At 42.0% G+C, this 16,135-nt stretch carries 14 protein-coding genes; 1 reads left to right on the forward strand and 13 read right to left on the reverse strand.

Going from position 1 to position 16,135, the window contains the following annotated elements; translation table 11 throughout:
* Nucleotides 1-120 precede the first annotated feature (120 nt).
* Nucleotides 121-1,035: a KPN_02809 family neutral zinc metallopeptidase gene (gene ypfJ, locus G576_RS0111380; RefSeq protein ID WP_027974702.1), complete on the forward strand. Its 915-nt coding sequence runs from the start codon at nucleotides 121-123 to the stop codon at nucleotides 1,033-1,035.
* 84 nt (nucleotides 1,036-1,119) lie between these two features.
* Here the strand turns inward: ypfJ and G576_RS0111385 are convergent, their stop codons facing one another.
* From G576_RS0111385 to glgB, 13 genes are all read right to left on the reverse strand, one after another.
* The gene (locus tag G576_RS0111385) at nucleotides 1,120-1,539 is read right to left on the reverse strand and encodes a F0F1 ATP synthase subunit epsilon (protein WP_027974703.1); all 420 of its coding nucleotides are present in this window, start codon (nucleotides 1,537-1,539) and stop codon (nucleotides 1,120-1,122) included.
* An 11-nt stretch (nucleotides 1,540-1,550) separates the two neighbouring features.
* Nucleotides 1,551-2,957, reverse strand: a complete 1,407-nt coding sequence (atpD, locus tag G576_RS0111390) for a F0F1 ATP synthase subunit beta (protein WP_027974704.1) — start codon at nucleotides 2,955-2,957, stop codon at nucleotides 1,551-1,553.
* Nucleotides 2,958-3,192: 235 nt separating this feature from the next.
* The gene (locus tag G576_RS0111395) at nucleotides 3,193-4,074 is read right to left on the reverse strand and encodes a F0F1 ATP synthase subunit gamma (RefSeq protein ID WP_027974705.1); all 882 of its coding nucleotides are present in this window, start codon (nucleotides 4,072-4,074) and stop codon (nucleotides 3,193-3,195) included.
* Between the two features lie 13 nt (nucleotides 4,075-4,087).
* Nucleotides 4,088-5,596, reverse strand: a complete 1,509-nt coding sequence (atpA, locus tag G576_RS0111400; RefSeq protein ID WP_027974706.1) for a F0F1 ATP synthase subunit alpha — start codon at nucleotides 5,594-5,596, stop codon at nucleotides 4,088-4,090.
* 20 nt (nucleotides 5,597-5,616) lie between these two features.
* Nucleotides 5,617-6,150, reverse strand: coding sequence for a F0F1 ATP synthase subunit delta (locus G576_RS0111405; protein ID WP_027974707.1), 534 nt, complete (start codon nucleotides 6,148-6,150; stop codon nucleotides 5,617-5,619).
* Complete coding sequence (atpF, locus tag G576_RS0111410; RefSeq protein ID WP_027974708.1) at nucleotides 6,150-6,656, reverse strand: F0F1 ATP synthase subunit B; 507 nt, start codon at nucleotides 6,654-6,656, stop codon at nucleotides 6,150-6,152. Before atpF ends, G576_RS0111405 begins: the two co-directional genes overlap by 1 nt.
* A gap of 20 nt (nucleotides 6,657-6,676) precedes the next feature.
* Nucleotides 6,677-7,390 (reverse strand): F0F1 ATP synthase subunit A, encoded by a 714-nt coding sequence (gene atpB, locus G576_RS0111415; RefSeq protein ID WP_027974709.1) that lies wholly within the window; start codon nucleotides 7,388-7,390, stop codon nucleotides 6,677-6,679.
* Nucleotides 7,391-7,426: 36 nt separating this feature from the next.
* Nucleotides 7,427-7,627, reverse strand: a complete 201-nt coding sequence (gene atpE / locus G576_RS0111420; RefSeq protein WP_027974710.1) for an ATP synthase F0 subunit C — start codon at nucleotides 7,625-7,627, stop codon at nucleotides 7,427-7,429.
* A 222-nt stretch (nucleotides 7,628-7,849) separates the two neighbouring features.
* Nucleotides 7,850-10,255, reverse strand: coding sequence for a glycogen/starch/alpha-glucan phosphorylase (locus G576_RS0111430; protein ID WP_027974711.1), 2,406 nt, complete (start codon nucleotides 10,253-10,255; stop codon nucleotides 7,850-7,852).
* A 205-nt stretch (nucleotides 10,256-10,460) separates the two neighbouring features.
* Nucleotides 10,461-11,891 (reverse strand): glycogen synthase GlgA, encoded by a 1,431-nt coding sequence (gene glgA / locus G576_RS0111435; RefSeq protein WP_027974712.1) that lies wholly within the window; start codon nucleotides 11,889-11,891, stop codon nucleotides 10,461-10,463.
* A complete protein-coding gene (gene glgD / locus G576_RS0111440; RefSeq protein ID WP_027974713.1) occupies nucleotides 11,888-13,021 on the reverse strand; it encodes a glucose-1-phosphate adenylyltransferase subunit GlgD in 1,134 nt (377 codons plus the stop codon). The genes glgA and glgD overlap by 4 nt, the downstream gene beginning before the upstream one ends.
* Nucleotides 13,011-14,150, reverse strand: a complete 1,140-nt coding sequence (locus G576_RS0111445; protein ID WP_027974714.1) for a glucose-1-phosphate adenylyltransferase — start codon at nucleotides 14,148-14,150, stop codon at nucleotides 13,011-13,013. Before G576_RS0111445 ends, glgD begins: the two co-directional genes overlap by 11 nt.
* Before the next feature lie 46 nt (nucleotides 14,151-14,196).
* Nucleotides 14,197-16,071 (reverse strand): 1,4-alpha-glucan branching protein GlgB, encoded by a 1,875-nt coding sequence (gene glgB, locus G576_RS0111450; RefSeq protein WP_027974715.1) that lies wholly within the window; start codon nucleotides 16,069-16,071, stop codon nucleotides 14,197-14,199.
* Nucleotides 16,072-16,135 lie beyond the last annotated feature (64 nt).

Consider the following 16,135-nt stretch of genomic DNA (forward strand, 5'->3'; position numbering starts at 1 on the left):
ATTCTGTCTTACTATTATAACAAAAAGTTGCCTGCTTTTCTTTTTGAAAAAGGCTACGCATGAGTAGGAAATTTCCTGAAAATCAAGTATAATATAGACACTAGATATGAGGAGTTTATCATGAAAATTGATGATTTAAGAAAAAGTAAAAATATCCAAGACCAGCGTGGCCAGAGATCATCTGGTGGCGGATTTAACATGGGAGGTTCAGGTAGCGGTCTGCTGCTCCAACTACTCTTTTCAAGAACAGGCTGGAAAACAAAAATGGTACTCCTACTTCTCCTAGTCTTTTTAGGAGGAAGCTCTGGTCTTGGTAGTATCTTTGGAGGAACCTCAAGTGGCTATCAATCAGGACAAATTACCCAAACAAGCTCTGCCGAGGTATCAGATAAGGATGGCGATTTTATCTCCAAGGTTCTAGCTTCAACGGAGGACTACTGGACTAAGGAATTTGAGCGAAATGATCTCACCTACGAATCTCCTAAGTTGGTACTATATACCGACTATATCCAAACTGGATGTGGTGCTGGTTCAGCCCAATCTGGTCCCTTCTACTGCTCAGCAGATAATAAAGTTTACCTAGATCTGACTTTCTATGATGAATTAAAGACAAAATATGGGGCTCCTGGTGACTTTGCTATGGCCTACGTTATTGCCCACGAAGTTGGCCATCATGTTCAAAACCAACTTGGTACTATGAATCAGTACGCCCAAGCCCGTCAAGGACTCTCTGAAACCGAAGCTAATAAACTCAACGTCCGGCTAGAACTTCAAGCTGACTATTATGCCGGAGCCTGGGCCAACTATGTTGACGGTCAGGGGTTGCTTGATGTTGGAGATATAGATGAAGCCATGACTGCCGCTCACGCAGTCGGTGATGATCACCTACAAGGGCAAGCATACGGCCGTGTCATGCCAGACAGCTTTACCCACGGAACTTCTGAACAACGTAAACGCTGGTTTGACCGCGGTTACAACTACGGTGATATTAAACACGGGGACACTTTCTCAGTCAAAGAAAGTAGCCTCTACTAGCAATCAACCCCTTGGATTACTCCAAGGGGCATTTTAATACGTAAAAACCACCAGCTAAACTGATGGTCTAAATCTTTATTATTCCTACTGATGCGTTCCCACATTTATACGATTGAGAGCACGAGCCAAAGCAACCTTGGCACGACGTACTTGGTCTATATCCTTGGTTGCTTGAGCAGATTCAAGCTCACGCTCAGCCCGGATTCGAGCCCGCTCAGCACGTGAAACGTCAATATCTCGCTCACGCTCTGCTGAATTGGCAACGATGGTCACAAGGTCGTTTTTCACTTCTAAGATTCCACCATTTATGGCAACCCAGTCTACGTGATTATCATCGTCAATACGACGAATTTTCATCTCGTGTACATCTAGAGAGGCAATGATATTAAGGTGGCCAGGCAAAATTCCCATCTCACCATCTGTGGTTCGCACAGAAATATAATTAGCATGGTGATCATATTTGATGCCATCTGGTGTTACCACCTGAACTGTCATATGCGCCATGGCAGACCTCCTTAATAACCCATTTTCTTAGCTTTTTCGATGACATCACTGATTGGCCCCACATTACGGAACGCATCCTCTGGAAGCATGTCATGCTTTCCTTCAAGAATTTCCTTAAAGCCACGAACTGTCTCGACAACTGGCACATAAGAACCTGGTTGTCCTGTAAATTGCTCCGCAACGTTGAAGTTTTGCGATAAGAAGAACTGAATACGACGTGCGCGACCAACAAGGACTTTCTCATCATCAGACAATTCATCCATACCAAGAATAGCAATGATATCCTGCAATTCACGGTAACGTTGAAGGACGTGCTGAACCTCAGTCGCAACCTTATAATGCTCTTCACCAACAATTTCTGGAGACAGGGCTCGCGAACTTGACGCTAATGGGTCAACCGCTGGGTAAATCCCCATCTGTGTCAATTTACGCTCAAGGTTGGTTGTTGAATCCAAGTGAGCAAAGGCTGTCGCTGGCGCTGGGTCAGTATAGTCATCGGCTGGCACATAGATAGCCTGAATAGATGTAACCGAACCTTTCTTGGTTGACGTGATACGCTCTTGTAATTGCCCCATCTCAGTTGCCAAAGTTGGCTGGTAACCAACGGCTGATGGCATACGGCCAAGAAGAGCCGATACCTCAGACCCTGCTTGGGTGAAACGGAAGATATTATCAATGAAAAGAAGAACGTCCTGACCTTCCACATCGCGGAAGTACTCAGCAATGGTCAAACCAGTCAAAGCAACCCGCATACGTGCCCCAGGTGGTTCATTCATCTGACCAAAGACCATGGCTGTTTTTTCAATAACGCCAGATTCTTTCATTTCCCAGTAGAGGTCATTTCCCTCACGCGTACGTTCTCCAACGCCTGTAAATACTGAAATCCCACCATGCTCTTGAGCGATATTATGGATCAATTCTTGAATCAGAACGGTTTTACCAACTCCGGCACCACCGAAAAGTCCGACCTTACCACCTTTAAGATAGGGGGCAAGCAAGTCGATAACCTTGATGCCCGTCTCAAGTATCTCAGATGAAGTTGATAAATCGTCAAAAGCTGGTGCTTTTTTATGAATAGGTTCCCGCTCTGCATTATCATCAAAAGGCGCTTCAAGGTCAATAGTGTCACCAAGAACGTTGAAGACACGCCCTAAAGTTTCTTTACCAACTGGCACAGAAATCGGACGACCTGTGTCCAAGACCTCCAGACCGCGTGTCAAACCATCTGTTGATTCCATAGCAATGGTACGTACCATGCCGTCACCCAATTCAAGGGCAACTTCAAGAACAATTTTTTGTTTTTTGTCCCCGTTTTTGTAAACAACGAGGGCATTGTTAATTTCAGGAAGTTTATCACCAGTAGCAAACTTAACATCTACAACCGGACCAACAACCTGAGCAATTTTACCTGAACTCATAAATAAGATACAAAACCCATTATAAAGTAACAGTAAGGGGAAAGTTAGCAAATACTTAAGATTTTTAGCTCACATAATCCCTCTGCCTGCGCTTTTAGGGTCTGTTCAGTTTAGACACATCATCTTATCGATGTCTGACTAAATGAACTATCCTTTCTGTTAATTTTGCAAAAAATCAGTTAATGTCGTCATTTTTTAGCAAGCACCCATCTCGCTATGCAACTGGCCAAAAGCCTTATTCAAGCGCATTGGCTCCAGCAACGATTTCGGTGATTTCTTGTGTGATGGCTGTTTGACGGGCTCGGTTATATTGGATGGTTAAATCGCCAATAACCTTCTCAGCATTATCTGTCGCCGTCTGCATGGCTGTCATACCCGCTGCATGCTCTGCCGTTTTAGCGTCGACAATCGCACCGTAAATCAAACTTTCCGTGTACTGTGGCAAAAGTTGCTCCAAGATAGCTTCACGACCTGGTTCCAATTCAAAACCGGTCACACCTTCATCCGTGGCTTCTTCCGCTACCAAGTCTGATAAAGGTAGCATTTTCTGCACGCGTACCTGACTGGTTAAAGAATTGACATGGTGATTGTAACACACATAGAGCTCATCAAAGAACTCCTCCTTATACATCTCAACCGACTGGGAAATGATGCGACTCACCTGATCAAACGACGGTTGGTCCTCGAGTCCACGCAATTCAAATGACACTGGCAATCCGCGTGTTTTAAAGAAGTCTGAACCAATAGAACCTATGGAAATGATGGAATAATCATCTGCTCCTTCATCGTGATAATCAGCGATAAGTTCCAAAACGGCCTTTAAGAGCTTGGCGTTGTAACCACCGACCAATCCTTTATCTGAGGTAATCACGATGTACCCCGTCTTCTTGATGGGACGTGAGGCTAACATAGGATTGTCCGAACCCGTAGTCAATTCGGTTTTTAAAAAATCCGTTGTAATTTGGCGAATTTTTGACGCGTAATTCTGATAATCCTTAGATGCCTGCTCTGCTTTGACCAATTTCGCCGAAGAAACCATCCGCATAGCGCTAGTAATCTTACTAGTTTTTTCTGTTGAAAGAATTTTTGCCTTGATTTCGCTAAGAGATCCTGCCATAAGTCAGCCCTCCTTAAACGTTAAAGAACGAGTGGTCTTTGAAATCTTGGATAGCAGCATCAAGCACCCCATCCTCTGGTAAATCCTTAGTCATGCGAATCGTATCAAAAATGTAGCTATAATGCATATCAAAGTAGGCATACAACTCTTCTTCAAATTTCAGAATGTCATTAACTGGAATATCATCTAAGAAGCCATGGGTCAAAGCATACAAAATCACGACTTGTTTTTCAACTGGAAGTGGTTTGTGAAGAGGTTGTTTAAGCACTTCTACTGTTCGACGACCGCGGTTGAGTTTTGCCTGCGTTGCCGCATCCAAATCCGAACCAAACTGGGTAAAGGCTTCAAGCTCACGATAAGAAGCAAGATCCAAGCGAAGCGTCCCTGCAACCTTTTTCATGGCCTTTATTTGTGCCGAACCACCAACACGTGACACTGAAGATCCTGCGTCAATGGCTGGTCGTATCCCTGAGTTGAAGAGATTTTCCTGCAAGAAAATCTGTCCATCTGTGATAGAAATCACGTTTGTCGCAATATAGGCCGAGATATCTCCCGCTTGGGTTTCAATAAATGGTAGAGCAGTGATGGAGCCACCACCCAAATCGTCAGAAACCTTGGCAGAACGTTCCAACAAACGTGAGTGTAGGTAGAAAACATCCCCTGGGTAGGCTTCACGACCTGGCGGACGACGAAGCAAGAGTGACAATTCACGATAAGCTACCGCTTGTTTTGACAAATCATCATAAACAATCAAAACATGTTTGCCTTGATACATAAATTCTTCAGCCATTGCCACACCAGCATAAGGAGCGATATAAAGTAATGGAGAAGGTTGTGAGGCAGAAGCCGTTACAACGATTGTATAGTCCAAAGCACCATATTTCCGTAAGGTTTCAACCTGAGTACGAACGGTTGATTCCTTTTGACCAATAGCCACGTAAATACAGATGACATCGTTACCCTTTTGATTGATAATAGCATCAATAGCAATCGATGTTTTCCCAGTTTGTCGGTCCCCAATGATAAGCTCACGCTGACCACGACCGATTGGTACCAATGCATCAATGGCTTTGAGACCAGTCTGCATAGGCTCAGAAACGGATTGACGTTGCATAACACCAGGTGCTGGTGTTTCAACTGGGCGAAATCCCGTCGTTGCAATTTCACCGAGTCCATCAACTGGCTGTCCCAGAGGATTGACAACACGACCAATCAGGGCTTCACCAACTGGAACTTCCATTATTTTACCTGTTCGTTTGACAATATCGCCCTCACGAATATTAGAGAAGTCCCCCAGAATAATAATCCCTACATCTGTCGCTTCCAAGTTTTGTGCCATACCGTAAGAACCATTTGCAAACTCCAAAAGCTCCCCACTCATGGCAGCATTTAGCCCGCTAGCACGAGCAATCCCGTCACCAACATAGGTCACAATACCAGTTTCTGTGATTTCAAAATTGGGTTGAAAGTTATCAATTTGTGCCTTAATAAGAGCACTGATTTCTTGTGCATTTATAGCCAAGCTTACACCACTTTCTATCTTTACAATTTCTGTTTAATATCTTGAATTTGTGTCCGAACGCTAGCGTCAATAATTTGATTATTCACCTTAATAATAAAACCACCAATCAAAGACTGGTCAATGGTTTCAATCAAATGGTGGGTTTTAATGGCAAATTTTGACTCAACAATTTGGCGGATACGCTCTTTTTGATTTTGGGTCAATGGCTGTGCAGCCACTACTTCCATGTCAAAAATCTGAGTTTCTTCACCAATCTTAACAAGAACTTCTTGTAAAACTGGCAAAATCATTCCAAAGTCATCCTCTGAAATGAGGTTTTCCAACATTTGGTTCAGATCAGAACTGTTTGAATGATGAAGCCTGCGAATAAGCCCTGCTTTTTCTAGCTTATCAAATTTATCAGACGTCAAAACCGCATCTAGTTTGGTCTCATCGAAAACGTCAATCATTTGAGAGACTTCTTCGTAGATAATCGTCAATTGCCCCAGACTCTTAGCTTTTTCCACCAAAGCTTGAGCGTATTTGTGCACTAACGCTTGTTTCTTTAAGTCCATTAGTTTTCTCCTAGACGGTCCAAGTAACGGTCAACCAAAGCCGTTTTTTCAGACTCATTCAATTTGTCAACCAAGACACGCTCTGCTAAATCAATGGCCAGTTTAGCAATTTCTTCCTTAGCTGATTCAACGGCTTCAGCTTTGATAGCTTCAGCATCTTGACGAGCCTTTTCTTTGATGGCTTGCGCTTCTTCTTTAGCCTGAGCTAAAATAGCCTCTTTATCGTGTGCTGCGCGAGCATTTGCCTGACCGACAATCTGGCTAGCTTCAAGACGGCTATTTTTAAGTTCCTGTTCTTGTTCAGAAACATATTCTTCAGCCTTAACACGCGCTGCCTCTGCTTTATCAAGATCACCTGAAATCTGATTAGCACGCTCCTCAAAAATACCTGTAATCTTTGACCAAGCAAAGATACGAATCAAAATCATTAAGGTCAAAAAAGCCCCTGTAACAATGATAAAATTACCTAAAAGTGTCCCCATAGAAACACTGTGCATTACTAACATGAAAAACTCCTTACGCTTTTTTAGTGTCCGTGTCCCTTAACCTTGTTGCTTAAATAAAGCGACGTCAGCATGGTAAACACATAAGCCTGCAAACAAGAGACAAATATCGAAAAGGCAATCCAAAGCACTGTTAAAAGGAATGAAATAGGATGCCAAAGGATATGAGCATGACTTAATTGAACCAAAAGTCCAATGAGCACTTCTCCCGCAAAGATATTTCCGTAAAGACGGAGAGCAAGCGAGAGAAAATTTGCAAACTCTTCAATGATATTCATCGGTGTCATATAAGCTGGGGTCACAAAACCTTTGAGATAAGCTTTAAAGCCACGTTGGCGAATCCCCTCTGCATGACAAACCACTGTTACAATCAAAGACAAACCAAAGTCGAACATCATATTTGCCGTTGGTGACATCCAAAGATTTTCACCCGAACCCGATTCCAACTTGGTCACCAAGCCAATATTATTTCCTATTAAAAGGAACATAAAAAGGCTAAATAAAAAAAGCAGGTACTTACGAGCGTAAGTTTCGCCTAGATTTCCCTTAGCCACACCATAAACAAACTCATAGGCATATTCCAAAACATTTTGCTTACCAGCTGGCTTCAGGCTCATCTTCCGACTAGCCCAGTAAATGAAACCAAAGGCTAAGAGTACTGTTAATAGAGACATGCTCAAAATGGTGAGGTCAATGACAACTGGTCCTAATTGGACACTTGGAGTTGAATGATCCATTGTCAGTTCTCCTTATCTATTGTAACCAGCTCCGCTCTAACCCATCGCAAAAGCCATGGCAAGTGTGATAAAGAACATCCCTTCAATAAAGGCAATTCCGAGGAACATTGTTGTTTGGAACTTTCCGAACATCTCAGGTTGGCGTGCAGATGATTGCAGAACGCTACTTACCAAGAGACCGATACCAACAGATCCTCCAAGAGCAGCTAAACCGAGCGCCAAAATACCAAGATTCATTAGAGTTTCTCCTTAAAAAAATTTTTTACCTAGCCATTTTAGTCCTATTTCTTTCAAATGTCAACGAAATATAGTAAATGATGGCGCTTTCGTGCATTTTTGTCAAAGCTTCTTTGACCATTTTTGACTAATGTTTCATCCTCAATTTTCCTTTACAACTTGCATAAACCGCTGAATCAATATAGAAAGAGATCGGATTCTGTTCCGACCTCTTAGCTGTTATTATTTTGTCAAATTCCAAATTTCTTCAGCATACTCAGTAATGGTATCGTCGGATGTGAATTTATGCGATTTGGCGATATTCATCAAGCTAACACGCGCCCAAGCTTTTTGATCACGATAAAGAGCATCAATACGCTCCTGAGCCTCAACATAGGATGTAAAATCTTCAAGCAGGAAGTATTCATCATTATGAGTGATCAGTGCCTCGTAGATTTCTGTTCCTTCACTTTGAGCGTTTGGAACAGTGCCATCAACGAAGCTGTCTACGACACGGCGAATGACCGAGCTACTTTCGTAGTGACCACGTGAATAATAATCGTGGGCTGCATAATGGTGGTAAACAGTGTCCTTGTCCATACCAAAAATGACAATATTATCATCTCCAACTTCATCTTTGATTTCGATATTTGCTCCATCAAGTGTGGCTAGAGTCACTGCACCTGTCATCATGAATTTCATGTTTGAAGTTCCTGATGCTTCTTTTGAAGCAAGGGAAATTTGCTCTGACACATCTGCTGCCGGCACAATTAATTCCGCCAGAGACACATTGTAGTTTTCTAGGAAGACTACTTTGAGCTTGCCTTGAAGTGATGCGTCATTGTTGACTAGATTTGCAATTTCGTTAATCAATTTGATAACAGATTTTGCAAAATGGTAACCTGGCGCAGCTTTTGCTCCAAAGATAAAGACGCGAGGAACCATATCTTTGTCTGGGTTGTCCTTCAAATCGTGGTACAGTTTGAGGATGTGGAGAACGTTTAGAAGCTGACGCTTGTAGGCATGAAGACGTTTCACCTGAACATCGAAGATAGCGTCTGTTGAGACTTCTACCCCTGTTGTTTCCTTGATGTAGGCTGCAAGGCGTGCCTTGGCATCTTTCTTCACTTGGTAGAAGGTATCAAGAACAGCATCATCAGCAGCATAGGCAGCCAACTTTTCAAGTTCATGGATGTCCTTGCGCCATGCTCTGCCGATTGTATCATCAATAGCTTGTGACAACTCTGGAGCAGCAATTTGTGTCCAGCGACGCTGCACGATACCATTAGTCTTGTTATTGAACTTCTCTGGATATAGCAGGTAGAAGTCATGTAGAGTATCTTCCTTGAGAAGTTCCGTGTGTAATTTAGCAACACCATTGACTGAATGACCACCGATAATAGCAAGATTTGCCATGTGGATTTGTCCATTTTTGACAATGCGAGTGCGTTCGATTAGCCCAGCATCCACACTGTTTTGTGCCAAATGTGCTACAAAGCGGTTGTCGATTTCGAGGATAATTTGGTAAACGCGTGGCAAAACATTTTTAAAGAGTTCTGCATCCCATTTTTCTAAAGCTTCAGATAAAATGGTGTGGTTGGTATAACTCATCGTTTGAACAGTCGCATTCCAAGCCGCTTCCCAAGTCAAGCCATAGTCATCGACCAAAAGACGCATAAATTCTGCTGGCGCTACTGCTGGGTGAGTATCATTAATGTGAACTGATACTTTCTCATGGATATTTTCCAGTGGCAAGCCCATTTTGAGGTAAGATTTGATGATAGTTTGGAGCCCTGCGCTTGTCATGAAGTATTCTTGGATGAGGCGGAGCTGTTTGCCTTCATAGTTACTATCATCAGGATAGAGAACGGCCGTGATATCCTCCACTCGACGTCTAGATTCTAGGGTAGGATAATTGAGTTCATATTCCTCAGGGATTTCCACATCCCAAAGTCGGAGATTATTGATGACGTCATTTTCAAAACCAATTTGTGGAACATCATAAGGGACTGCACGCAGAACTTGTGCATTGTTATGAACAGGAACGATACGCCCTTCCTCGTTGGCTTGGAGGTAAACATCTCCGAAGAGTTTTACATCAACAACATCGTGATCTTTGCGAACTTCCCAGACGTTACCAATCGATCCAAACCATGAATCTGGCAATTCAATTTGGTAACCATTAACGATGCGTTGTTTGAAAAGTCCATATTGGTAGCGCAAGCCATTACCAAAACCTGGATAGCCCGTTGTCGCCAAAGAATCCATGAAGGCAGCTGCTAAACGACCTAGTCCTCCATTACCAAGCGCCATGTCATGCTCTGCTTGAACAACCGCCTCAAAGTCAACATCAAGTTCTGCAAAACCTTCCTTAACAAGATCAAGAATTCCAAGGTTAAGAAGATTGGTCTCAAGCATGCGCCCCGGAAGAAATTCAATGGAGAAATAATAAGCTATTTTTTCTTGCTTTTCAGATAGCTTGTGGTTCCGCTCAATCCAAGTATCGGTGTAATACTTGCGAATCAGCTTAGCAAGCGTCGTAAAAAGCTCAGAAGGTGTTGCACGTGGGACTTTAATCAACTGTTCTTCATGAAGAGTATCTTTAAAATCACGAATAAATTGCTCTTTAGTTAAATGTTTAAGTTTCATAAAAACCTTTCTGTCGATTTCTTTATGGCGAAAATAGCCTTAATCTATTTTTTCACTTTCACACAACTCCTTGTATCTACTAAGTGGTAGGAGCAGTCATCAAAAAGCTCAGTTAGAAAATAATTACTATTTCCCTTCTAATTTATATCCTAAAAAAGCACTCCTTGTCTTTTAGAAAGAAGTGCTCTTATGTCAATGTTCGGTATTAAAGCGTTTTATAGTAAAGGTCAACATAGGCCTCGCTTGCCGTATCCCATGAGAAATCACGAGTCATAGCATTGTATTGCAATTGTTTCCAATCTTCTGGATAGTCATAGTAAACCTCCAAGGCCATCTCAATGGTTTTACTCATCCAATAACCTGAAAATTCACCAAAACTAAAACCTGTTCCTGTCTTATCGAAAGCATTGTATGGTTGCACGGTATCGCGCAGGCCACCAACCTCTGACACGATTGGCAAGGTTCCATAGCGCATAGACATCATTTGAGATAATCCGCAAGGCTCAAAAGCTGACGGCATGAGGAACATGTCCGAGCTTGCATATATTTGCTGTGCTAAACCGAGGTCAAAGGTGATGTTAGTAGATACCTTGTCTGGGTAAGCTTGTCCAAACCAAGAAAAGGCATTTTCATAAGCTGCATAACCCGTTCCAAGCAGTACAATCTGCACATCATTTTGTAAAATATTGTGCAATTCATTAACTACCAAGTCGAAGCCTTTTTGGTCAGTCAAGCGTGAAACCATACCAATAATAGGGACATCTTCACGAACTGGTAGGCCAAGGCGCTCTTGCAAAGCCAACTTATTCCGTTTTTTACCTGTCAAATCATTGGCTGAGAAGTGGTATGGGATTAACTTGTCTGTTTCTGGATCGAAGAGTTCGGTATCAATACCATTGACGATACCAACTAACTTGCCCGCCTCCATACGCATGATTTGGTCAAGCCCTTTACCAAAGGCAGGGGTCTTGATTTCTTCTGCATAACTAGGAGATACCGTAGTAACACGGTCAGCGTATAAAACCGCCGCTTTCATCCAGTTGAGGCAATCATTCCAACGTAGTGTTCCGTCCGCATAACGTTCATAACCTACGCCAAAAAGCTCATGTAGCATGCTACTGTCAAACTGACCTTGGAATTCAATGTTATGGATGGTAAAGACCGTTTTAATACCTTTGTAGGCATTTATCCAGTGATATTTTTCCTTTAACAAATAAGGAATCATAGCTGTATGGTAGTCATGGACATGAAGAATATCAGGAATAAAGTTCACTTTTTCCATGAGTTCAAGCGCAGCTATTTGGAAAAAGGCAAAGCGTTCGCCGTCGTCCCACTCCCCGTAAACTTGTCCACGGTGAAAATATTGCTCATTATCAATAAAGTAGAAGGTTACACCATCACGAACAATGCGTTTAACACCTACATACTGGTGACGCCATCCAACATTAGTATAAAAATAGAGAACATTTTCTGCCTGATCTCCAAATTTATTGGCTACCACATCATAATAAGGTAAAACAACTGCGACTTCATGCCCTTTTTTGACCAGAGACTTTGGGAGAGCTCCGATAACATCTCCCAAACCTCCAGTTTTTGCAAAAGGTGCCCCTTCTGCTGCTACAAACATGATTTTCATTGAATGATATCTCCTGTGATTTCACGACCCTTGGCAATTACCAGTGGTTTTTCAGCAGTTCCTTTAAGGGTAACACCTGCAGGTACGGTTACATTTTTATCAATGATGGCGTACTCAATCACTGCATCAGCTCCAATCTTAACCTTAGGGAAAATAACAGAGTGAGCTACTTTTGCCCCTTCTTCTACGCGACAAGAGCGAGAAATAATAGAGTGGTCAACATGACCTTTGATGATAGAGCCAGAAGCAAATTGTGAATTTGTTACGGTTGATTTTTCATCAAAATAAGTTGACTCTTCATTTTTAACTTTGGTGTAAACTTTTTGATTGCCATAGAAAAGAGTGTAGAATTTCTGTGGGTCAAGCATGTCCATATTAGCATCGTAGTAAGATTTTACAGACGTAATATTGGCAAGATAGCCAGTGTGTTCGAAGGCAAGAGCACCTGCTTCAAGAATCAAATCACGAAGAACAAAGCGGATTTTACGAGGGTTTTCTTTCTTAGCTTCCTCTTCCAACTTTTTAATCAGATAAGGTGTATTGACCACGTAAATATCTGCAGACATTGGAACAGGTTCATCAGTTTTATCAACCTCTGCTTTACCAATTACTGTGTCAGTCTCATCAATAACCAGTAGCTCATTATCAGATGATAAGCTTGACTTCATAACTTTCTTGTAAACAACTGTTAATTCACGTTGATTGGCATTATGAAGATGAAGCACCTGTTTCAGGTTAATATTAGCTAAAATGTCACAAGACATGTAAACCGTTTGGTCACTGCCTGAACGTTTCAAATAATTGAGAATCTGATTATAGTAGTCAGCGTCAGCAATTTGACTTTCTTCGTTGGTATTATAAAAACCTAAGAAGTAATGACTGAGCAAGGTATTAAGCCCCCACTCACGACCTGAACGGATGTGGTCAAAAATAGAGCGGATGTTTTGCCCACGGAAAATACCATAGACGCTTCTGATACCAGCATTAGCAATGCTTGATAACTGGAAGTCAATCAGGCGATATTTACCATCAAATGGCAGGTTTGCCAAGGGACGATTAGCGGTTAAGCTTTCCATGTCTGGATAACCGATGGTATTTCCTAAAATAGCTGTGTATTTATCAATCTTCATTTGGTACCCCCACTACTTCATTGTAGCCAACTACTTGAACTTCTTCTGTTCCATCAATCTCAACATTTTCACTGATTACTGCACCCTCACCAATGATAGCGCGAGTTACCTTAGCGCCAGCTTTGATGGTCACACCACTCATAATGAATGAATCTTTGACAACTGCTCCCTCTTCAACTTTTACGTTTGTAGAAAGAATTGAATGATCCACGTCACCAGCTACAAAACAACCATCGACAACTAGGCTATCTTTAACCCTTGCGGTATCTGTGATAAAGTTTGGTGGAGCAATGTGGTTCTTAGAGTATATTTTCCATGAACGGTCGCGACTATTCAACTCATTGTCTTCGCCGATATACTCCATATTAGCTTCCCAAAGTGACTCGATGGTACCTACATCTTTCCAGTAGCCTGCAAAGTTGTAGGTGTAAACAGCTTCACCTTGATCCAGATAAGCCGGGATAACATTTTGACCAAAATCTGACATATCAATGTCGTTTTTCTCTGCATCAACCAACATTTTGCGCAACTTGTCCCAAGTGAAAATATAAATCCCCATAGAAGCCTTGGTAGATTTAGGATTTGCTGGTTTTTCTTCAAATTCAACGATACGATCGTTAGAATCGGTATTCATGATTCCAAAACGACTTGCTTCCTTAAGCGGTACATCGATAACTGCAACTGTCAAGCTAGCCTGATTATCTTTATGTGTTTGGAGCATGTCATCGTAGTCCATCTTGTAAATATGGTCCCCTGACAAGATGAGAACATATTCAGGATTAATGCTATCGATATAGTCAATATTTTGGTAAATCGCATGGCTAGTACCCAAGAACCAACGATTCCCTTCTGTTGCAGAGTAAGGTTGCAAGATAGTTGCTCCGCTATCGATTCCATCAAGTCCCCAAGAAGAACCATTTCCAATATGGCTATTGAGAGCCAATGGTTGATACTGGGTGATGACACCAACATTATGAATACCAGAGTTGGCACAATTTGATAAAGCAAAATCAATAATCCGATAACGTCCACCAAACTGAACAGCTGGTTTGGCGATACTTTGAGTCAGTTTACCAAGTCGAGTTCCTTGTCCGCCGGCAAGGATTAGGGCTAACATTTCATTTTTCATATGATTTCCTTTCTTAATGAAAATCTCTTTTGTTTTTAGCTTAAGTTTACTTTTTCAATTTGCGCTTCATTTTCCAAACGATAGCTCCAAGAGCTGGCAAGGTGAAGCTAAGCGTATTTTTGTAATCTTTCCACTGATTCGGTTGAGTACGGGTAGAAGGATTATGAGCTTTCCAAACACCACCGAAGTTTTCCATCTCGGTATTGAAAACTTCTTCATAGATTCCTGCAAATGGTACGCCAATAGTAAAGTTTGGACGCTCAACAGGTGTCATATTAAAGACACAAATCAGAAGATCTCCCTTATCGTCCTTACGGATAAAACTGAGTACCGTCTCTGATTTATTATCAGCATCAATAATCTCTAAACCATCGTAGTTCTCATCATTTTGCCAGAGTGCCTTATGATTCTTATAGAAGGCATTGAGCTGACTGGTGAAATCCTGCATTTTTTGGTTAAGCTGGTCTTCTTCACTTAGGTTACCCCATTCTAGTTGTTCGTCGTATTTCCATTCCAAAAATTGGCCGAACTCAGAGCCCATGAAGAGTAGTTTTTTCCCAGGATGACAAATCTGGTAAGTGAGTAGGTTGCGCAAGCCTGCGAATTGATTGTAACGATCCCCCCACATCTTATGCATGAGAGATTTTTTCCCGTGAACCACTTCATCATGTGAGAAGGGCAGGATAAAATTCTCGTTGAAGACGTACATGAAACTAAAGGTTACTAGATTAAAATCATACTGGCGGTATATGGGGTCACTTTCGTAAAAGCGCAGAATGTCATTCATCCATCCCATGTTCCACTTGTAGTCAAAACCTAAACCATCCTCAGCTAGGGACTTAGTGATTGGAGTGTCAGCTGTTGATTCTTCTGCAACCATCATGACATCTGGATGTCTGTCCTTGATAATCCCATTAAGACGTCGCAAGAAGTCATAGCCTTCAATATTGCGGTTACCACCAAATTGATTTGGCGTCCAAGGCCCTTCATCATAATCTCGGTAAAGCATATTGGACACAGCGTCAACACGAATACCATCAATATGGTAGTGTTCAATCCAAAAAAGCGCTGACGAAATCAAAAATGACTGGACCTGCTTTTTCCCAAGGTCGAAATTAAGTGCTCCCCAACGAACATTTTTAGCCCGATTTGGATCCTGAAATTCAAAGGTCGGCGTTCCATCAAAGTAAGCTAGAGCATCATCATTCTGAGTAAAATGCCCTGGAACCCAGTCCACGATGACGCCAATGTTGTTCTGGTGACAGGTGTCAACAAACTCTTGGAAATCCTCAGGCCTACCATAAGTATGCTCAAAGGCAAAATATCCCATCAGCTGATAACCCCAAGACATGCCCAGCGGATGCGCCATCAGGGGCATAAACTCAACATGGGTATAGTTCATCTTAACCAAATAAGGAATAAGTTCTGCTGTTAATTCTTTGAAACTATAGGGTTTGCCATCGGCATCTTTTTTCCAAGAATTGGCATGAACCTCGTAGATATTGACTGGACGCTTTTTAAATCCAAAGCGTTTCCGTCTCCCCATCCACAAGCCGTCTTTCCATTTCCGTTCCGCAAAGGGACGCAACACCGCAGCGGTTCCTGGTCTTGCCTCTAGGTAGTAAGCAAATGGATCCAGTTTTTCAACCTTTTGCCCCCCGCTTCTAGTCACCAAATACTTGTAGAGCTGACCTGTCTTAGCTTCTGGAATATGACCTTCCCATACTCCAGCTTCGTTTTTTTCCAGCGAAAATGGCTGAGCGGTCCAGTTTGTAAAATCTCCAATAACAGCTACATCTTCAGCATTTGGAGCCCAAACTCGAAACTGGTAACCATCTTCCGCAGGATGGGCACCTAGATATTTTTGAGCATGAAAATTCTCTCCAATACCAAACTGATATAACCTATCTTTATCGTTCATAAATACCCCCTAACCTTACAATTTAATATATTCAACTTCAAATTGTTAAATATATAAAAAAAAA

The organism is Streptococcus porci DSM 23759 (genome assembly GCF_000423765.1).
Lineage (GTDB): Bacteria > Bacillota > Bacilli > Lactobacillales > Streptococcaceae > Streptococcus > Streptococcus porci.